Source organism: Aquimarina sp. AWH4_224, from assembly GCF_056160245.1.
Genome location: NZ_JBSWWU010000003.1, coordinates 228260 through 248476, shown reverse-complemented (window position 1 = coordinate 248476; position 20217 = coordinate 228260). Strand labels below are relative to the sequence as shown.

Sequence of the window (20217 nt, the reverse complement as noted above, 5' to 3'; positions counted from 1 at the left end):
CCAAAAACGGTTTAGAATTACTGATTACACATTTTTATGAGATACCTCTAGTATAGCACTATTTTATTTGATCCCTCTTAAACTTTTGTTATTTATTATAATTACAGAATTTATTCGTTGATTTTCCTCAATAGAAATTCAACATATCCTTCACCATTTTGGTTGTTAAATAATATGGGATTTCCATAGGCGACTACATTAGGAACACCGACTGCATCCGCAAATTCTTTAATTTCTCTAGCATGAAAAGGATGATGATTAAAACTACCTGTGCTTGTAGGTTCATCGTTTTGTGTTCCGGTATTCGCAACCCAAATTTCAGGATCATCCGAACTAAGAAAAGAAAGCATATCAACTTGTTGTCGGTAGGTTTCGATTTCTGGAGTCTCGTACTCTTGCTGATTGTTTACTCCATAAAAGTTGTATATTCTCTCTTCTCCGTACTCTTGAATAATATCTTCTAGCGTAATTCCAAACTCAATAAAAACATCACCCAGCCATCTTGTTTCGATATCCAAGCTGGATTGTGTAGCTTTAATGGCGAGTCCTTGTACACGAGTACTTTCTCTCAATACAGGATCATCGCTATTCATTTCTTTTAAATCGTCATTAGTTGCTAACCACAATGAAGTTGAAGCCCCTGCCGAAGAACCATATAGTACAATTCTGTCTTTGTCAATATTCAGTTCATTATGAATATACCTTATATATTGTAAAGCTCTTTTGGAGTCATTCAAACTTTTTAAAACCCCTTCGGTATCCCCAGTTTCAAGAAGTCTATAATTGATTGTGGCTACCGCAACACCATTGTTGAGCAGCTCGGTAATATCTGATTCAAAAGTTGAGTTATAAATAAATGCTTTATCTCCTCCGGTAAATCCGCCACCATGAATAAAGATCACCAATCCTGTAGGAGTAGAACTATCTGGTAAAAAGATATCGAATTTGGTTTTGTCGTATTGATCATACGACACATCCATCGAGAATCGAGCATTTGTACCTTCAATGTTTATAGGGGCATTTGTGTATTGAAGCACCACCAGGGGTTCTTGAGTATCTGGAGATGATACAGTCGATTCATCATTACTGCAAGAAACTGTACCCAAGACTATGAAAAGGCAGCATAAAACTTTATATATTTCCATCACATGTTTTTGATTTATTAGACTCCGTTTGATTAAAAAGGTTTAGTGAAGTCGCTAAATTTCTTATGATTTATGTGAGATTAGTCCCAGACTTCAATTTACTAATTTTAGAACAATACATATGGGTCAGAAATCGGGAATGGATTTAAAAAGTATTTAGTTAGATTATACTTATTCAGAGTAGTTTTATTCTATCAATTGGATGGATTCAATAATAATTCCATTACCACAATATTCATCAGATGCTTCCCAATTTAATTGTACAGTGATAGGAAATGTTGAATTTTCTAAATCAATGGTAGCGTTTTGTGGCAATTCAGAAAAACGCCTTGCAGATTCCTCTTCATCGATGTTAATAATCCATCCTCCACAGCAGGCACAAAGTGTTAAATCTAAACCTGAGATTGTTGCTGTTGATTCGAACTGGATTGGAGAGTCATCATCATTTTTGCAACTCAAAGCGATACATCCTAAAGCTAAAAATAAAGTCAACATATTGATTTTCATTGTTTTTTTTGTTTTTTGATTACGTTTAATAGATTCAGATTTTATATAAAAGTTGCGTCGGATTGAAGAATGCTGTAGTTCTTTTATTCGGTAGTTTTATATGTTAGTTTTTGTTTTTAGTTTTTAGAGAATACAGTTACATTCGTATCATGTTTCAACATATTCATCCGTACGAACCTTTTTTTCCTCCAGAAGCAACAAAGTTGATTGTAGGTACTTTACCACCTCCCAGATTTACTACGGGAGCACTTAATGATAAAGATGTAGATTTTTGCTATGGTAGCAGTAATGGTTTGTTATGGCCGGTCTTGGATCGAATTTTTGATCTTGGTCTTAAGTATGAGACTACCCACGAAGCCGCAGAACAACGAAGAAGGTTTTTGACGGCAAATCGAATAGGTGTTTGCGATATTGTACAGCGTTGCGAACGGGATAAGATCGATGCCTCAGACCTGGGAATGCAAAATGTTCAATTAAGAGATCTGGTAGGCTACTTAGAAAAATATCCAAAAATAGATCGTTTGATCTTTATGGGAGGCAACAGCAAAAATGGACCTGAGTATTTTTTCAGAAGGCTCTTAAAAGAACACGATCTAAAATTAGAAGTAGTTTCTAATACGGTACCCAGAATACATAAGGTGGTAATAGCTAATAGAGTGATTGAAACCGTATCGCTTACAGCGCCTTCGGGTTCTGCAAATCGGGCAATTGGAAGTATGCAAATCTATAAGGATCTAAAAAGCAAAGACCCCAAATTCAATACCATCGATTTTAGAGTCATGCAATATCAAGAATTCTTTTGATTTACTCTGTTTCTTCCTCTTTGGCCTTTTTCGTATCTTTTTTTGTGGTTGATTTTGCCTTAGAAGGAATCGTGGAAACAGATTTTTTTCTTTTTCTTCGTCTTCCAAAGGTGCCCATATGGATTTTACCACGTTTTGTCTTTTTATCTCCTTTGCCCATAAATCTTAATTTTTGTGTTAAACTATCTGAAAATTAAAGTGTTACTAATTTAGTGAATTAAGACAGAAAAACGAAAAGAGTATAATATCCTTTTCAGCTTACAGATCATTTCAAAATTAATTTCAGTGATTTGATCTATTTTATTAGATGTTTGTCGAAAGGTTTTGTTTTATAACATATTAATTCTTTTTTTTGGGAGCAGAATCCAACTACCCCTGGGTCTTTCATCCTAACCAACCACTTGAGTGATGGCTTAGACTAAAAGCTATACACCGACTGAACATGAAAATTAATTTTTTCACCTTACTTTTTTGTGCCCTTTGTATTCCTATATCTGCACAGCAGATTGATGAGAAGTTTGCCAGAAATGGACTTTACTTATTCAAGGAATTGGGGATGAATACCTCTCGAATCATAGATTACAATTTAACAGACAACGGAGAGCTTTATGTATTGCATCTGTCTGATGATAACGGTAATTTGATTCGTTTGCTTAAAAATGGCCAGAAGGACACCTCTTTTAATTTTACTTCTGCTATTTTAAATAATGAAGGAACTACCCCTGTGGCGATGAGTGCTACACCTTATGGTACCGTAGTGGTGTTATCCAATTTGTGGAATGGATTGAGTTGGATGATCCATATTAATGAGTTTTTTGAAGATGGAACGCTGAATACTCAATTTGGTAGAGGAGGAATTTATACCAAAAGTATATTAGATAACTCAGATGATAATTTCGGTCAGTTTTTGTACACCTCTTCAAATGGAGAAATTGTAGTGGTTGCAAAGATCAATGATTTTAGTATTTCTACTACCGAAGAGAAAATAGCTATTCTCAAATTGAGCAGTGAAGGAAGGACCTTATCCTCGGACTTGTATGCCAATCATTGCTATCGATTAGATAGTTCTGCTATGCGAGATGACTATTTGTTTTTGGCATATTCTGGAAATACCGAAAATGAAGTCGACCATGCCACTTATTTGGCAGGTTTGAGCAGTGAGCGAATGGAACGTCAAAACATACATTGTTTATCGGTAGAAGGGGATTATGAAACTATTGATCATATTGTATTGACAGATGCTGCAGTGTATATTTCTCAAATAAAAACGAATTCTGAAGCATTATATCTTATCAATAAATATGATGTAGACGGTAATCAGGATAAAACTTTTAGAGATAGTGGACAGGTGGATGGTAATGCCGATTTGTATGACTCCAGTTTTGTTGTAAATAAGAAAGGGGAACTATTTGTAGTGTCCAAAAGTTTGAATGATGATGCTGAAATATTGATCAAAAAGCTTAAGAACGATGGAACCATAGATGAAACTTTTGGAGTTGATGGTATTGCATCTATTATGCTTAGACATCCAATGCTAACATTGGGTAAAATGCAGATTGACGAAAATGATCTATTGTATATCGCAGGAGAGATGTCTATTGATGGTAATCCTTATGGTTTTATCACAAGAATCGATACCAGTGTGATGCTATTGAAAAGGGAAAAACTTGATAAATTTATCCGCAATCTTTTTGTAAAACGTGGATGATACCCTAGGGGAACAACCAAAATAGTTTTGGGAATGGACTTTTGATCTTTTATTCATCTAAAGCAAATCCATTCTTGATAGCGTAAACAGCCAAACCTACTCTTGTTTTTAAACCCAATTTGGTAAATAGACTATCCCTATAATTTTCAACGGTACGTGGGCTGCAGAACATTTTTTCTGCCATCTCTTTATAACTCATCTCGGTTGTGGAATATTTAAGGAATTCGATTTCACGATTGGATAGTTTGATATTGTTTTTATCATCGTTATCTATGTCGTTTAAACTTTCGAATACTTTTATAGAGGCCCATTCTGGAAAATACCTTCTCTTTTTGATCAGTTTTTGTAAAGACACTTCTAATTCCAAGGGTTGGATGTTTTTTAGCATATAACCTTTAGCTCCATTTTTGATCATTTTAATCAAGCTGGCATCGTCATTTTGCATGCTTAAGGCCATGATCAAAATATCTGGATATGTTTCGCTCAACCACTTGGCAGTTTCAAAACCATCCATTTCTGGCATACTCACATCGAGTAATATGATGTCCGGTTTTATAGTAGTACTGATTTTTTGCTGTAAATCCTTCCCGTTTTCACAAGTGTAGATCACATTAAAATCTTTGAATTTTGAAATGATTTCAGCCAGAGCATTGGCGATAAGCACATGATCGTCTACAATAACAATATTATAATTCATTTTCTGGTATTTCTAAAGTTAATTGGGTTCCATGATCAATTTTGCTGTTATAATGTAAGGTAGCCCCAATCCATTTTGCCCTTTTTTCAAAATTATTGATTCCGATTCCTCCGTTTGTAACACTACCCATGTCAAAGCCAATCCCATTATCTTCCAGATACAGTACAATCTTATCGGTATCTTGAGTTAGTTTGATGGTGATTAGGGAACACTTAGCATGTTTAATGCTATTTTGAATAAATTCTTGTGCAATACGATAGATAACCGTTTTGATAGCGATCGAATGTATTTTGATTGGATGAGGATACTCAAGTTTCACCTCACATTTGTTCAAATGATTGACCCTGCTACTTAGTTGTTCAAGTAGGTCGATAATACTTTGATTTTTGATGCTACTTTGAGCCAAGGATCTGGAAATTTGCCGAAGTTCTTCCAACGAATGATCTACAAGGTCATTTATCGATTGTATAGAGGTGGTGTGTTGTTCTAATTGATCGATAGGTAATTGTTTGATATATAAACTAGCCAATGTAAGCTTCTGTCCAACACTGTCATGAATTTCCTGACCTATGTGATTCATGGTATTGGTTTGAATTTCCATCTGTACTTTAAGAATCTCTTTTTTATGGGTTTCATCTTTGTTAAGCAATTGTTGATGATGCTTTTTCTTTTTTACCTGATATTGATAGATAAATATGATGATACCTGCAATAAATGCAAGAAAGATCACATTAAAGAGTGCTAGCATTATTTTGAATGATGTTTCCCCCATATAAACGAGATTCCAAATAGTGTGTACATGATAATATTAGCTATCAAAAAATAAGCGAAATACAGTTCCCAGATTTCTCTGTAGTGATTTCGCAATAAACCGTAAAAGCAAAATAAGGGGTAAGTGCCTACGTAAAGCATGATGACTCCCAAATTTATGTAAAACATCTTATTATCCCTAAAGTGTAGAATACTATCATCTTTGATTTGCTTTAGAAATTCTAGTATTACGAAGACGATCAAAAAAATGGTACCCACAGACGGATTTAAAGAATACACAACTTCGAGCTTTTTAAAGAACAACTCTATAGGGAGATAAGTCAATAAATATATGCTGATACATATGGTAAATAGCTTTCTGTTATTCAAAGATTGTACTCCATATAGCCAATACAGAAAGATATACTGTATAGGAATACCAACATAGGCATAATACATTTGTTTTATTCTGGCGTCTATTCCGAGATCAAAATGCCAAAAAGCCTCTTGGGCGGCTATAAAAATCAGATAATAAATAAAAAACCTCCAAGGACTATTTTTCAATTTAGATACATAAAACAATCCTACTACTGCAGCCATAATCTCAGACAATAGCAGGATAGGTTTTAAGATGTAAAAGTAGTCTGGCATAATGTGGACTAAAAAGATTCTCCAGATCCATCAGCAGGAGGGATAAGACTTCCATGATTTTGTGCAGAAATATTACCTGAAGCATTTGATCGTTTGGTAGAAGTCAAGGCAAAGATTGAGGTTACAGTATTTGTAGACTGATATTCTGGAAATTCACTCATTTTTTCTCCGTATGTTCTTACATCCAAGGGGTGAAAATCCATATGAGTCTTCCCGTTCTGTATGGTAGGGACCATTACCAGTGTATGGTGTTCTTCAAACTTTTTTGTCAACTCACTTCCTGCGAGATCCCTTAAATCTGGATATTTTTTCTCCCAAGTGCCATTATTCGGGTATCTTGAATAATAAATTCGAATTCCCAGGTTTCTTTCTTCCCTGGCACTGCTATCAGTGTTCTTTTCAACTTGGTATAAAAACTTTTTTAAGGTCTCCAGATCAAACCAAATAGAGTGTGCGTCTTCTTGCATTACTGTTTTTATGAATCGAAGCTGGTTCTGTTTATAACCATTGGTCATAGCATGAACTAAATCCACGCTTAAGGTATTCAAAGGTTCACCAGAATAGTCCATGCAGATTGTATTTTGATTCTGAGAGCTGGATTGTGATCTCTTTGGAGGGTTATAATAAACGTAAGATGCAAAGCCTGCTGTAACAGCAATTAAAAGTATTGTTGAAATCATTTTTTAGGTTTTAAAGAGTTAACATATTGGTTTTGCAAATAACGAAAATCTAATGAAGTATTAAGTCCAAAAATCAACCTAAATTCAAAGGGTTAAACAACCTAAAATTTGAGGTTGATCATATAGAGAATTAAGGTTTTTGAGCGTTGCCTGCGATCAGTAAAATGATTGAATTTTGTCCTGTTAACAAAAAGTATCGGAATGCATAAAGATCGAGGAAGCCGAAAATCGTAAGAGTAGGCAATCTTAAAACCATTAATTATGAAAAATCTAAAATTTTTAATTGTACCTATTATCGCAAGCTTTTTTTTCTTGCTAAGTTGTGAGAAAGATTCATCGGATAGCTTTAAGGAAGAAACCAAAGTGGATTTGAATCAGAATAGGAGGGATGCAGAATTCGATTTTGCGAAGGTAGAAGAACTTTCTTTAGAGGAAATTTCTGCCATTGAGAAATCTTTTATCGAAGAAACCAAAGATATAAGTCTTGTCAAGGCACTACAGGATTATGACGGGCCAGATGAAGTAGATCATTCTATAGTAAATGATTATTTGGTGTATAAAGGGGAAAAACCAATTGATACGAGAGAATATTATCTGGTAACTGAAGAAATTATCAGAAATCCAGAAGCATCTGTAGAAGAGTTTACGGCTGTATTGCAAGAAACTGGGGTATATTCTTCAGCTCAATTAGAGTTGTTTACAGAGCTGGATGCACAAATGGTTACTGCTACTACTTTTGAAGAGGCAATAGAAACGCTTACGGTCTTTGAAGGAGTAATCAAAGAAAACAGAGAACTAAACACTTTTGATAGAAACACAATGTTGTTGTATATGTCAACCATGAAAGGATTAATGTATACCGACTATGCAGCTCAAAAAGGGTTTTGGGATTGTGTGAATTGTGTTTGGAGAAACGGTTGGAAAATTCTTGGATGGGGAGTTTTCAGAAGTATACCAAAGGTAATAGGATGTATATTTTCGAATTTATCAAACGGATGGGGGATGTTTTGGTGTATTCTAAGAGCCTTAGGTTCTGGAGTTGCACATTCATTTAATCGCTTTTGCGGATCAGTTTGTTAAAAGTGGGGCTACAAAAAGAGAAACCGGGAAGAAGACTTCCCGGTTTTATTTATTTTATCAAGTTGTCCTTATGTCTAATCCTCCCAAGTGCTAACGGCTTGAACGGCTTCGTCCGTATAATCCGAAAATACACCATCTACACCTGCATCAAAAAACAAGTGATATTCTGCTTCAGGATTGCCCTGACTCCATTGCGTGTTTTCATTTCTAAATGTGTATGGATGTACGAGTAAGTCATTGTCATGTGCAAGATCTATAAAGTCTGTTGGCTCTAGTAAAGTTAGCTCTCCAGAGTCTTCGGTTCTATACGAAATGATAAAAGGTTTCCACGGACCAATACCATCTGCATAGGTAGCTGTAAACTTCATTCCTTCTTCTGTAGTAAAAAACTCGTAGGTTCTGTCATCTCCATTTACAAAAAAATCATAGGGAGCACCATACGAGATGAAGTCTCCATCGGGTACATTATAATCTAGGGATCCATCTTTGTTGATGTTGTAAGTGGAGATAAGCTGTACTAGCTTCACAGTAGATTTTGAGTTAATGTATTGCAATGGTGCTACCTCAAAACATTGTACAAACACCGGTGCGTTTTTGTGATTCCAGTGCGCTTTTGAAAGTGCTTTCAACAGTTGATCTTCCATAAAATATGCTCCAAATATTTCATTGTGAAATAGAGGGTGTTTGATTTCAGGATAGATCCCTAGTACTTTACCTCTTGCCAGGGATTGTGCATTTGCCAATTGTATCACCTCTTCAAAAGTTGGGATTTCAAAAAGGTTATCAAAGTCTGTCGGTCTTCCGCTAAATGCTTGTTTGGCTCTTAAGGTTTTGATTTGCTCAAGGGTAAAGTCAGAGGCAAACCAATCAGTTACCATTTTACCGTCAAGATTTTTGGTTGTTTTTAAGTCTGCAAATTCAGGAAGATCTGCAACGTTGGTAGTACCCGACAGCATAGGTTCATGTCTGGCTACCAGATGTCCGTCCTTGGTTAACACCAAATCCGGTTCGATAAAATCTGCATTCCATTCTGATGCTTTGGTATATCCTTCAAGCGTATGCTCTGGGAGTACAGACTGTGCTCCTCGATGTGCAATCACAATAGGAAGATCGTTGTCAGGTCCGGGATTACCAGAGTTATCATCGATGAGATCGCAGGAGGTTATCATCATAAAGGTAATAAGACTAAATACGGTGGACATGTGTTTTATCATTTCTTGGGTTTTAAGTTAGTAAACGCCTGACAAGAAATGAAACTGAAATTATGAAATTGTGAAGTAGGTATTACTCTATGGTCAAGAAAAGGATAAGAACGTTAAGTTTTATGAACTACCTTCATTTAACATGCAATACAAAAGAATAGGAGCGAAATTAACTATCTAATTTCGCTCCTTATCATTATCTGATCTCTTCTACAAACTGGTTGATGGTGTCCACTCCATGATTAGTCAAATGCTTTATAAAAGCCGAACCAATAATGGCTCCCTTTGCAGTCTTTGTCGCTTGAGTAAAAGTTTCATTGTTGCTTATTCCAAAACCAACAATTTGCGGATTTTTGAGGGATAAAGCATCGATACGTTCAAAATATTGTTGTTGTACATCTCCAAACGTGTTTTTGGCTCCTGTTGTACTGGCAGAACTTACCATATAAATAAATCCATCAGAAACACTATCGATAAATCGAATTCTTTCTTCTGAAGTCTGAGGGGTGATCAAAAAGACATTGATTAATCCATATTTTTCAAACGTCTCTTGATAGTGCTCATGATATTCGGCTACTGGTAAATCAGGAATGATTAATCCATCGATTCCTATTTCTTGACATTTTGCACAAAAGGCCTCTACACCGTATTGCATCATAGGATTGAAGTACCCCATGATAATTAAGGGGATGTTTACCGTTTTTCGGATGTCTTGTAATTGCTCAAACAATAGGGTAGTGGTCATCCCATTTTTTAGAGCAATAGTAGAGCTTTCCTGAATGGTAGGACCATCTGCCAAAGGATCACTAAATGGCAATCCGATTTCTATCATATCAACACCATTTTTTTCAAGATCCTGGATGATTTGAGCTGTGTCGTTCAATGATGGATATCCTGCGGTAAAATATATAGATAATAACTTCTTGTTTTCAGCTAATTTTTCTTTAATTCTATTCATTGTTATAGGTTTCGAGTTGCTCTATATAGAGAAACTCGTTATTAATTTAGTCCAAAACTATATGGATTATTCATTACTCGTTTCAACATCGCGATTTGTCCACAATGCCATAGGGTATGCTTGATGTTCCAATCGATGGCTTCAAATTTGGTTTTGGCAACCGGATGAGGTTGATCCAAAGGCTCTAATGACTTGTCAAGATCATCCGGAGACAAGTCTTGTATGATTTCAAGAGATTTAGCTTGCATAAAAAGTAAGTTTTTCTCCAGATTTCCTACAGTATCTTTATCATTAGTCTGTGATGCTGTCGATTTAAAAGTATACCAATCTGCATATTTTCGGATAGGCACTTGCTCAAAAACGTCTGGTCGATGACCAGTTATAGATAGTATGCTATGATAGTAATAGCTAATGATTTGATGCCCAACTTGCCAAGCAATGTTGGTTTCCATAACGTTAGGTGAGTACTCCCATTCATCTTTGGGAACGGATAACGCCAGTTTATTAAACCATTCGTATGCACTTTTTGTCTGTGTAACCAATACCGAAATCGTATCCATAATTGTGTGAATATTTGATTGTACTTTATTTATAGTCTAAAATAATCAATATATGTATTCAAATCTTTATCGCCTCTTCCCGAAAGACTAATCACTACCACATCCTCTGGTTTGAATTTTTTATCATTAAATATGGCTAATGCATGAGAGGTTTCTATGGCGGGGATAATCCCTTCTAATTGGGATAACTCCAATCCGGCAGCCATAGCATCATCATCGGTAACCGAGTAAAACTCTCCTCTTCTGGTACGATATAAATGCGAATGCAATGGCCCAACACCAGGATAGTCCAACCCAGCAGAAATAGAGTAAGGTTCTGTTATTTGTCCATCTGCTGTTTGCATCAATAAGGTTTTGCATCCATGAATAATTCCTTCTTTACCCAATTGTGAAGTTGCTGCGCTTTCTCCACTATCTACACCTTTACCGGCAGCTTCGACCGCGATGATACCCACACTTGGCTCATCCAAAAAGTGATAATAAGTACCAGCAGCGTTACTTCCTCCACCTATACAAGCCACTACATAATCAGGATTTTCTCTTCCTTCTTTTTCCTTAAGTTGCCATTTGATTTCTTCAGAAATAACAGATTGAAAACGGGTCACCATATCTGGATAAGGATGAGGTCCGATAGCAGAACCAATGATGTAGTGCGTATCTACAGGATTATTGATCCAATCTCTAATTGCTTCGTTGGTGGCATCTTTTAGGGTTTTACTACCTGATTTGGCAGGACGTACTTCTGCCCCTAGCATTTTCATACGAGCTACATTTGGGGCCTGACGTTTAATATCAATCTCACCCATGTATACAACACATTGTATCCCCATAAGTGCGCAAACGGTTGCAGTGGCTACTCCATGTTGTCCGGCTCCGGTCTCGGCAATGATTCTATTTTTACCAAGTTTTTTTGCCACTAGTATTTGACCGATAGTATTGTTGACTTTGTGCGCTCCGGTGTGATTTAAGTCTTCGCGTTTCAGGTATACTTTGGTATTGTGCTTTTCTGAAAGCCGTTTTGCAAAATATAAAGGAGAAGGGCGACCCACATAATCTTTTAGTAATTGATCGAATTCTTCTTTAAAAGAAGGGTCGTTCATAATATCCAAATATTGGGTACGTAATTCTTCTACATTGGGATATAACATTTCTGGGATATATGCACCTCCAAAATCACCATAATATCCTTTTTCATTTACTTGATAACTCATAGTTTTATTTTTTGATCCCTAGAGATAAGGGTTAGTTGGTTTTTAAATTTTTCTAATGCAATTTCTTCTTTTAGTCCAGGTTCAATTTCGAACTTACTGTTCACATCTATAGCATGAATTGGTAAATCAGTTTTTAAGATTTCCTGTATTTTTTCAATTTCAGCAAGACCAATACCACCACTTAAAATGAATGGGGTTTGAGAATTGTACTTCTTCAAAACATTCCAATCAAAAGTATGACCGTTACCACCTTTTTCTTTTCCTTTGGTGTCAAATAAGAAATAATCTACAATACCTTCATACGGCTCAAGGATAGAAAAATCGAATTCATCTTTGATGGAGAATACTTTCCATATTGCAATGGCGGGATTTAGTTCAGATAGACTTGATTTCAATTCTTTGCAATAGGCTGGAGATTCATCTCCATGTAATTGTATTGCTTTGAAACGGAATTGTTTTACTTTTTCAACAATATTTGAAATGGTACTATCCACAAAAACTCCCACTTTTTTGATCGAATCTGGTAATACCGGGATTTCTGCATTAAAATTCCTTGGTGATCGATCATAAAAAATAAAGCCTAAATAATCGGGTTCTAAAGCAGCGATGGCTTCGATATTATCTGAGTATTTCATTCCACACACCTTGAGTTTCATGATTGTAAGTTTTTTATAAATTCTACAGCACTAGCCCCAGGGTTTTCAGTTTTCATAAAGTTTTCACCAATCAAAAAACCTTGATATCCGTATTGTTGTAAATCTTTTATGGCTTCGATATTGCTAATGCCACTTTCTGAAACTTTTACAAAATCATCCGGTATTTGTGTACTTAATGCTTTACTCACATCGGTACTTACCGTAAATGTTTTTAGGTTTCTGTTGTTTACCCCAAGCATATCCAGAGACGGCATAATAGATTTTTGTAATTCTTCTTCATTGTGAACCTCGAGTAAAACATCCAGCGACAGGCTTTTGGCAAACTCAGATAGATGTTTGATTTGTTCTCGTTCTAATACCGCTGCGATCAATAGAATGACGTCAGCTCCATGTGCTTTGGCTTCTAGTAACTGATATTCGTCAATGATAAACTCTTTGCGAAGCAACGGTAGATTTACCGCTGATCTTGCTAGTAGTAGGTCATCAAGGGAACCTCCAAAATATTTACCATCAGTAAGTACAGACATACCCGATACTCCTGCGGTTTCATACCCTTCTGCAACGTCTTGCACGCTTACTTTTTGGTTAATTACTGATTTTGAAGGGGATCTGCGTTTATGTTCAGCAATAATTCCCGTATCGCTATTTTGTAATGCTGTAGCTAGTGAGTGGGTTCGCTTGTCAAATAATACCGAAGATTCTAATTGCGAGACAGGAATCAAGCTTTTCTTCAGCTCAACCTCCTTACATTTATCAGCTACTATTTTATCTAGTATATTCATTTTGTTTTTGGTTAATCGTCAATAGTTTATCGATTATACGCTAATTGTTAATAACTTCGTTTTCGTCCATACTTTTAGTTCCGTATATTCCATATTATCAACTGAAAACTATTAACTATTAACAGTCCTACTGAGCTCTTGTACTTTTTTCAATGTTGCCAAACCTTTTCCTGATAGCAGGGATTCTTTGGCTCTTTCAAATCCTTCTTTGGGTTGTAAGCCTTCTACCGTTGCAATTGCGATCCCGGCGTTAGCGCAGACCACATTGTTCTGAGCTTCCGTTCCTTTTCCGTTAAGGATATTCATAAAAATTTCTGCTGATTCTTCTACCGAATCTCCACCATGGATTTGTTCTTGTTTCAAAACTGGAACACCAAAATCTTCGGGAGATAGCATTCCTTCGGTTTGGTTGGAAATCGTTTTGGTATTTCCGGTTAACGAAATCTCATCATAGCCATCTAACGCATGAACAATAGTAAAGTTCTTATCGGTATTTTGATAAAGATAACCATACATTCTTGCCAATTCAAGGTTAAATACTCCTACCATTTGATTTTTTGGAAAAGCTGGATTTACCATAGGTCCCAACATGTTAAAAAACGTTTTTACACCCAATTCTCTTCGGATCGGAGCTACATTTTTCATTGCAGGGTGAAATAATGGAGCATGCAAAACGCAAATTCCTGCCTCATCCATACTTCGTTTTAAAAAGTCTATATCATTACTAAATTTTATCCCCAGATATTCCATTACGTTAGAACTTCCGCATTTTGAAGACACCCCATAGTTTCCGTGCTTGGTTACTTTGATGCCTGCTCCAGCGGAAACAAAAGAGGATAGTGTTGAGATGTTGAAAGTATCTTTTCCGTCACCTCCGGTACCACATAGATCAATAGGGTTGTATTCGCTAAAATCTACTGGTATGCACAGTTCTAATAAAGCATCTCTAAAACCTTCTAGCTCTTCTATGGTGATGCTACGCATCATAAATACCGTTAGGAAAGATGCGATCTGACTTTGATTGTATTCTCCTCTAGAGATATTCACCAAAACGCTCTTGGCTTCTTCTTTGGAGATGGTTTCGTGATTAATTAATCGATTAAGTAACTTCTTCATAGTTGATTTAATTATTAATCCAGTTTTCTAACATTTTTTTACCATCTGGAGTGAGCACGGATTCGGGGTGAAATTGTACCCCGCGCACATCCAGTTCTTTATGGCGTAACGACATGATTTGTCCATTTTGATCATAAGAAGTCACCTCCAGGCAATCGGGCAAGTTATTATCTGCTACTACCCAGGAGTGATACCGCCCTACGTCAAAATTAGAATCTAAGCCTTCAAAAAGCGGCTCATCGGTTACAGACAAAGTAACATTGGTAGCAACCCCATGATATACTTCATCCAGGTTGATCAATCGACCTCCAAAGACTTCGCCTATGGCTTGTTGGCCAAGGCAAACCCCAAAAATGCTTTTGGTATCTGCATAGGATTGAATGATGTCTTTCAAAAGACCTGCTTCATCAGGGATTCCTGGTCCGGGAGAAAGTAATATTTTTTGAAAAGGTGCTACATCATCTAATTGCAGCTGATCATTGCGTTTTACAGTTACTTCACAACCCAGATCTTCCAAATAATGCACCAAGTTGTAGACAAAAGAATCGTAGTTGTCTATTACTAATACTTTTTTATTCATTTTATATTTTTTGCCCTAAGGGATTCAACATTATATTTCTTCGGCTAGTTGCAAGGCCTTGGTAAGCGCCCCTAGCTTGTTATATACTTCTTGTAATTCGCTTTCTTCGTTGGATTCATTTACCAATCCAGCACCTGCTTGCCAGTGAAGTTCATGATTCTTACTTAAAAATGTTCTAATCATAATGGCGTGGTTAAAGTTTCCATCAAAATCCATAAACCCGATGGCTCCTCCATAGAAATCTCTGTTTACCGTTTCATATTTTTCGATAAGCTGCATTGCCATGTGTTTTGGAGCACCACTAAGCGTTCCGGCAGGGAAAGTATCTGCTACTACCTGCATGGTTGTAGTATCCTCATGCTTTTTGCCGGTAACTTTACTCACCAAATGGATCACATGGGAGTAAAACTGAATTTCGCGATACGTCTCGACAGTAACATCGCTTCCGTTACGACTCAAGTCGTTGCGAGCAAGATCTACTAGCATCACGTGTTCTGCATTTTCTTTTTCGTCTTTGGAGAGTTTTCTGGCTAATTCGGCATCTTGCTCGTCATTACCGGTTCTTTTGAATGTTCCTGCAATAGGGTGTATTTCTGCGATACCTTCTTTTACGACTAGTTGAGCTTCCGGAGAGCTTCCGAATATTTTGAAGTTACCGTAGTCAAAATAGAATAGGTAAGGAGAGGGGTTAATGCTGCGCAACGCTCTGTATACATTAAACTCATCTCCTTTAAATTTTTGTGAAAAGCGTTTGGATAGTACCAATTGAAAAACATCACCACGTTGGCAGTGTTTTTTGGCCAGAGCAACATGCTCTTTGTATTGTTCGTCATCAAGGTTGGAAGTAGTTTCTCCAACAGTGGTGAAATTGTAAGATGCAAAGTTCTTTACATTAAGAAGAGATTCTATTTCGGCAATATTGCTTTCAGAGTTATAACAATGTGCAAAAATATAAGCCTCATTATTAAAATGGTTGATGGCAATAATATTTTGATATACCGAATAGTGCATATCAGGAATTTGAAGTCCTCCTTCTTTTTTAGAAATCGAAATGTCTTCAAAATATCGTACTGAATCATAAGCGATGTATCCAAAAAGTCCATTATTGATAAACTTGAAATCACTTTTGGAAGTCGAAAACTGTTGACCAAATTGTTCGATGATCAGTGGAACATTGGTGGTTGCTGTGATAGGGATTTCCGAAGTGCTTTTATCTGGGAAAGATTGGTAGATCACTTCATTTTCAATTTTGATACTTGCAATCGGGTTACAACAGATATAAGAGAAACTGTTTTCATTACCTCTGTAATCGCTACTTTCTAGCAGTAAACTATTTGGGAAACGATCTCTGATTTTAAGATAAACACTTACCGGAGTAATGGTATCAGCTAAGATTTGCTTGTAATGTGTGGATAATGTATAACTCATTTTTGCATCATGTGGTTTTGTTTTTCGACTTTAGTTTTTAAGCAATAAAAAAAGGCTCGTCGTGAATGACAAGCCTTTTTGTATGTTTACTTAACACAATAACAGGGCTATTTCACGACGTTTACGTTTCGCGAAGACCACCACCAGTTATTTGTTAAGAATAATTTCATATTTGCTCTTATTGAGTTCAAATATATAAATTAATTATAATTCGAAACAACAAAAAATTACATTTTTAAATTTACTGCCAATTCGAACTCATCATTGATTGCTTTATCTCCTAAATTGTCGAAAAAACTTCCCGATCCATACTTGATACCGTATTTTGTTCTATCTACGGATAAGGTAGTAGATGCCGAATCACCGTTTACCGCTAGGTTAAACTGGATTGGATTTGTTTTACCTTTGATCGTCAGATCTGCAGCGATCTTGTATCCATCACTAGTTTTTTTGGCTTTAGTAATGACCAGTTTAGAGGTCTTGTGATTTTGTACACCAAAGAAATCATCAGAGTTCAAATGTCCCTCTAATTTTTCTTTTCCTTTTCCGGCTTCAAGATCTGTTACCTGTAATGAAGTCATATCCACAGTAAATTCTCCTCCGGTAATGGTGTTGTTTTCGAATACTAAATATCCATCAGATAAATTTAGCGTACCTGAATGTTGTCCTGTAATTTTTTTTCCAGTCCATTCGATGGTACTTTTTGAAGCATCTACTGCTTTTTTCTGAGCAAACGCAGAAGAAGTTGCAATAATAGCAAGGGCTACGATGAATGATTTAAGTTTAGTTTTCATGATTTTTAAAAATTTGATGTTATATAATAATTTAAATTGATGTTCTAAGTTTATTTAAAAGTGTGTTGAGAGTGGTTAGATCTTCTTCACTGAGTGCAGATGTTAATTTAGTTTCAAAATTGTGCATCGCAGGACTTACCTTGTCTAGAAACGTTTTTCCTTTTTCTGTAATGTGAATTTCTACTTTTCTTCGGTTAGAAGGGCAGGTAGCACGGGTAACATATTCTTTCTGAATTAATTTATCCACTAATCGCGTTGTATTGCTCATCTTACTTACCATTCGTTCTTGTATAGTGCTGAGGTTGGCAGGTTTCCCTTTTTGGCCTCTTAAAATTCGCAATACGTTGAATTGTTGGATAGAAATATCATAAGTCTTTAGTTCGAGGTTAATTTTGTCTCTCACCCAGTTTTCGGTGTACAAAAGATTTACTATAGCTTTGCGAGAAAGCGGTAGTTCGGCTTCTGTTTTTATGATCTTTTCAATATTCACTTGTTTGTACAAAATTTGTATGTACAAATGTAAAAGAATAGATGTTTTAGAAATTATAAATTGATATTAATTCTTTGTTAAAGTTCAATTTTAGAAGCTTTTAAATGGATAATATTGCGGCATGAATGCTATTTGCAAGGGGTTAAACATTTGTAAAAAATTCTGAAAATATTTAGATAAAAGGTAGAAACCTTGTTAATTTTCTTTTAGTTAATTAGCGGTTTTGATAAATTCGTATTATGCCAAAATATGCTATATATCTTGTTTTTCTAGTTACTCTTTTCAATTGCAAGGGAGAGCAGAACGTTGCTCTTGATGCAACAGATGTATACAAGAGTAAAGGGGTTGAAATACCGATGTATGATTTTGAAAGTTTCAAACCCTTGTTATCCATAAACGATGGAAAAACCAGAGTCATTAATTTTTGGGCTACCTGGTGCAAACCTTGTGTGGCCGAATTGCCTTATTTTGAATTAATCAATAGTAGATACCCTGATAATGAAGTGGAGGTGATCCTGGTAAGCTTGGATTTACCCAAACAAGTGGAGACGAAATTGGTACCATTTTTAAGAAAGCAAAAGATAGAGAGCAAGGTCATCTTGTTGGATGATCCAGATGCCAATAGTTGGATCCCTAAAGTGAATAAAGATTGGTCGGGTTCTATACCTGCTACTATAATATACAAAGGAAACACTGTTAATTTCTATGAAAGATCATTTACCTATAATGAGCTGGAAAAGGAATTGAAAAAAATATTATAAGCATAAATTGATTGACAGATAACAAAAACAATTACTCATGAAAACATTAAAAATTCTTGTCGGAGTGGCTTTTATAATAGCAATTAGCGCTTTTGCTATAGATAAAGTGTCAAACCCTCCCGCCACAGGAGGATATGCAGTTGGAGATGTTGCGACAGATTTTGAATTGAAAAACATAGATGATGCTATGGTTTCTTTGGCGAATTATAAAAATGCCAAAGGGTTTATCGTGATCTTTACGTGTAATCACTGTCCATATTCAGTAGCTTATGAGGATAGAATCATTGCTTTGGATAAAATGTTTAAAGACAAAGGATATCCTGTAGTTGCTATCAATCCTAACAATCCAAAAGCTTACCCGGATGATAGTTTTGATAATATGAAAGTTCGCGCAAAGGAGAAAGGGTTTACTTTCCCGTATTTGTTTGACGACGGACAAAAAATATACCCTCAATATGGGGCTACCAAAACTCCTCATGTGTATATCTTAGAAAAAACCGCAAAAGGAAATATCGTTAGATACATCGGTGCAATTGATAATAACTACAAAGATGCTTCTGCTGCAGACAAGAAGTATGTAGAAGATGCGGTGAATGCACTTTTAAGCGGGAATAAAGTTCCGGTAGAGCTAACCAAAGCCATTGGTTGCAGTATCAAAGCGTAAATCTTCGTGCAAAGTTTATCGAATTGAATGTATTTTACGCAATACATTTCAATAAGGACTGTTATATTTGTAAGGAATATAAAAAATAACAGTCCAATTTTAGTATAAACAATTTTATAATGGCAGCAGACATTACCCAAGAAGAGTGGCAAGACTTGATCTCCAAAGATGATAATGCAGTAATTTTAGATGTTAGAACCGAAGAAGAAGTAGAAGACGGTTATATCCCTAACATGATTAATATTGATATCAGAAAAGGTCAGGGGTTTTTGGATGAAGTAGGTCAACTCGATAAATCTAAGAATTATTATGTGTATTGCCGATCAGGAGGGCGTAGTGCCCAGGCTTGTACCTTGATGGATCAGATGGGATTCGGGACCACGTATAATCTGTTAGGAGGTTTTATGAATTGGGACGGAGAAACCGCTGAATAAATATGAAATTTAGAATACTCACACTAGCACTCATCTTTACCCTTACCCTTGTTGGATGTAATAATTCATCTGATGATGGTGCTACGGTAGAACTCATTACCGTAGAGGAAATGGATTCGTTGTTGAAGCTTGGAGAAGTAAAGCTGATCGATGTACGCACTCCACAAGAGTTTGCTCAAGGACATATCGAGAGTGCCATCAATATCGATTTTCGAAATGAAAACTTTGAAGAGTTGATTGCCAAAGTAGATAAAACCAAACCGGTTGCGGTATACTGCGGCAAAGGAGGTAGAAGTGGCAAGTGTTCTTCGTTTATGAAAAAAGCGGGCTTTACCAAGATTTATGACCTAGATGGCGGTATTACCGAATGGAAATTTAACGGAAAAAAGGTGGTCAAATAACTCACCTTTTCATATGATACTATAGAAAACCACCAATTTTGGTGGTTTTTTGTTTTATAGAGCATCTTACCTTTTTGTCAAAAAGGGAATTATATTTTTTATATTTAGGGGTATACTTACAGAAGGTTACTATATGTATATGTCAGGTGCAATGCCGGA

Annotated in this window: 25 protein-coding genes; 7 read left to right on the top strand and 18 right to left on the bottom strand. The window is 36.0% G+C overall.

All coding sequences use genetic code 11. The features are described 5' to 3' along the window. Positions 1-110 precede the first annotated feature (110 nt). Entirely contained in the window at positions 111-1145 is a 1035-nt protein-coding gene (locus ACXAGJ_RS07220) for a carboxylesterase family protein (protein ID WP_474838469.1), read from the bottom strand. 186 nt (positions 1146-1331) lie between these two features. Beyond that, entirely contained in the window at positions 1332-1652 is a 321-nt protein-coding gene (locus tag ACXAGJ_RS07215) for a hypothetical protein (RefSeq protein WP_474838467.1), read from the bottom strand. A gap of 149 nt (positions 1653-1801) precedes the next feature. Here ACXAGJ_RS07215 and ACXAGJ_RS07210 point away from each other — a divergent pair, with 149 nt between their 5' ends. Then, on the top strand, positions 1802-2455 hold the full coding sequence (locus ACXAGJ_RS07210) for a uracil-DNA glycosylase family protein (protein WP_474838465.1): 654 nt from the start codon (positions 1802-1804) through the stop codon (positions 2453-2455). A gap of 1 nt (position 2456) precedes the next feature. Here ACXAGJ_RS07210 and ACXAGJ_RS07205 read toward each other — a convergent pair whose 3' ends face one another. Further along, positions 2457-2615: a 30S ribosomal protein THX gene (locus tag ACXAGJ_RS07205; protein WP_474838463.1), complete on the bottom strand. Its 159-nt coding sequence runs from the start codon at positions 2613-2615 to the stop codon at positions 2457-2459. 282 nt (positions 2616-2897) lie between these two features. Between ACXAGJ_RS07205 and ACXAGJ_RS07200 the strand changes: the two genes are divergently transcribed. Further along, complete coding sequence (locus ACXAGJ_RS07200; protein ID WP_474838461.1) at positions 2898-4163, top strand: hypothetical protein; 1266 nt, start codon at positions 2898-2900, stop codon at positions 4161-4163. A gap of 49 nt (positions 4164-4212) precedes the next feature. Here the strand turns inward: ACXAGJ_RS07200 and ACXAGJ_RS07195 are convergent, their stop codons facing one another. From ACXAGJ_RS07195 to ACXAGJ_RS07180, 4 genes are read right to left on the bottom strand one after another with little or no spacing between them, the layout of a single operon-like run. Continuing rightward, positions 4213-4860: a response regulator transcription factor gene (locus ACXAGJ_RS07195; protein WP_474838459.1), complete on the bottom strand. Its 648-nt coding sequence runs from the start codon at positions 4858-4860 to the stop codon at positions 4213-4215. After that, entirely contained in the window at positions 4850-5608 is a 759-nt protein-coding gene (locus tag ACXAGJ_RS07190) for a sensor histidine kinase (RefSeq protein ID WP_474838457.1), read from the bottom strand. The genes ACXAGJ_RS07195 and ACXAGJ_RS07190 overlap by 11 nt, the downstream gene beginning before the upstream one ends. Then, positions 5608-6261: a hypothetical protein gene (locus tag ACXAGJ_RS07185; protein ID WP_474838455.1), complete on the bottom strand. Its 654-nt coding sequence runs from the start codon at positions 6259-6261 to the stop codon at positions 5608-5610. Before ACXAGJ_RS07185 ends, ACXAGJ_RS07190 begins: the two co-directional genes overlap by 1 nt. 8 nt (positions 6262-6269) lie before the next feature. Then, positions 6270-6941: a hypothetical protein gene (locus ACXAGJ_RS07180; RefSeq protein WP_474838453.1), complete on the bottom strand. Its 672-nt coding sequence runs from the start codon at positions 6939-6941 to the stop codon at positions 6270-6272. 261 nt (positions 6942-7202) lie between these two features. Between ACXAGJ_RS07180 and ACXAGJ_RS07175 the strand changes: the two genes are divergently transcribed. Next, positions 7203-8021, top strand: a complete 819-nt coding sequence (locus ACXAGJ_RS07175; RefSeq protein ID WP_474838451.1) for a hypothetical protein — start codon at positions 7203-7205, stop codon at positions 8019-8021. A 74-nt stretch (positions 8022-8095) separates the two neighbouring features. Here ACXAGJ_RS07175 and ACXAGJ_RS07170 read toward each other — a convergent pair whose 3' ends face one another. From ACXAGJ_RS07170 to ACXAGJ_RS07120, 11 genes are all read right to left on the bottom strand, one after another. Beyond that, positions 8096-9223: a glycerophosphodiester phosphodiesterase gene (locus tag ACXAGJ_RS07170; protein WP_474838449.1), complete on the bottom strand. Its 1128-nt coding sequence runs from the start codon at positions 9221-9223 to the stop codon at positions 8096-8098. Positions 9224-9419: 196 nt separating this feature from the next. Beyond that, complete coding sequence (trpA, locus tag ACXAGJ_RS07165) at positions 9420-10181, bottom strand: tryptophan synthase subunit alpha (protein WP_474838447.1); 762 nt, start codon at positions 10179-10181, stop codon at positions 9420-9422. A gap of 41 nt (positions 10182-10222) precedes the next feature. Continuing rightward, positions 10223-10741, bottom strand: a complete 519-nt coding sequence (locus ACXAGJ_RS07160) for a DinB family protein (RefSeq protein ID WP_474838445.1) — start codon at positions 10739-10741, stop codon at positions 10223-10225. 29 nt (positions 10742-10770) lie between these two features. Beyond that, positions 10771-11952: a tryptophan synthase subunit beta gene (gene trpB, locus ACXAGJ_RS07155; protein WP_474838443.1), complete on the bottom strand. Its 1182-nt coding sequence runs from the start codon at positions 11950-11952 to the stop codon at positions 10771-10773. Beyond that, positions 11949-12608 (bottom strand): phosphoribosylanthranilate isomerase, encoded by a 660-nt coding sequence (locus ACXAGJ_RS07150; protein WP_474838441.1) that lies wholly within the window; start codon positions 12606-12608, stop codon positions 11949-11951. Before ACXAGJ_RS07150 ends, trpB begins: the two co-directional genes overlap by 4 nt. Then, complete coding sequence (trpC, locus tag ACXAGJ_RS07145; protein ID WP_474838439.1) at positions 12605-13390, bottom strand: indole-3-glycerol phosphate synthase TrpC; 786 nt, start codon at positions 13388-13390, stop codon at positions 12605-12607. Before trpC ends, ACXAGJ_RS07150 begins: the two co-directional genes overlap by 4 nt. Before the next feature lie 111 nt (positions 13391-13501). Further along, positions 13502-14506 carry an anthranilate phosphoribosyltransferase gene (gene trpD, locus ACXAGJ_RS07140; RefSeq protein WP_474838437.1) on the bottom strand — a complete coding sequence of 335 codons (1005 nt, stop codon included), beginning with the start codon at positions 14504-14506 and terminating at the stop codon, positions 13502-13504. A gap of 7 nt (positions 14507-14513) precedes the next feature. Then, positions 14514-15086 carry an anthranilate synthase component II gene (locus ACXAGJ_RS07135; protein WP_073317512.1) on the bottom strand — a complete coding sequence of 191 codons (573 nt, stop codon included), beginning with the start codon at positions 15084-15086 and terminating at the stop codon, positions 14514-14516. Between the two features lie 30 nt (positions 15087-15116). Beyond that, on the bottom strand, positions 15117-16514 hold the full coding sequence (locus ACXAGJ_RS07130) for an anthranilate synthase component I family protein (protein WP_474838434.1): 1398 nt from the start codon (positions 16512-16514) through the stop codon (positions 15117-15119). 227 nt (positions 16515-16741) lie between these two features. Continuing rightward, a complete protein-coding gene (locus tag ACXAGJ_RS07125; protein ID WP_474838432.1) occupies positions 16742-17308 on the bottom strand; it encodes a YceI family protein in 567 nt (188 codons plus the stop codon). 31 nt (positions 17309-17339) lie between these two features. After that, positions 17340-17798, bottom strand: a complete 459-nt coding sequence (locus ACXAGJ_RS07120) for a MarR family winged helix-turn-helix transcriptional regulator (RefSeq protein WP_474838430.1) — start codon at positions 17796-17798, stop codon at positions 17340-17342. A gap of 239 nt (positions 17799-18037) precedes the next feature. Between ACXAGJ_RS07120 and ACXAGJ_RS07115 the strand changes: the two genes are divergently transcribed. From ACXAGJ_RS07115 to ACXAGJ_RS07100, 4 genes are all read left to right on the top strand, one after another. Then, entirely contained in the window at positions 18038-18559 is a 522-nt protein-coding gene (locus ACXAGJ_RS07115) for a TlpA family protein disulfide reductase (RefSeq protein ID WP_474838428.1), read from the top strand. Between the two features lie 37 nt (positions 18560-18596). Continuing rightward, positions 18597-19223, top strand: coding sequence for a thioredoxin family protein (locus ACXAGJ_RS07110; protein WP_474838426.1), 627 nt, complete (start codon positions 18597-18599; stop codon positions 19221-19223). A 119-nt stretch (positions 19224-19342) separates the two neighbouring features. Further along, positions 19343-19657: a rhodanese-like domain-containing protein gene (locus tag ACXAGJ_RS07105; protein ID WP_073317524.1), complete on the top strand. Its 315-nt coding sequence runs from the start codon at positions 19343-19345 to the stop codon at positions 19655-19657. 2 nt (positions 19658-19659) lie between these two features. After that, the gene (locus ACXAGJ_RS07100; RefSeq protein ID WP_474838424.1) at positions 19660-20058 is read left to right on the top strand and encodes a rhodanese-like domain-containing protein; all 399 of its coding nucleotides are present in this window, start codon (positions 19660-19662) and stop codon (positions 20056-20058) included. Positions 20059-20217 lie beyond the last annotated feature (159 nt).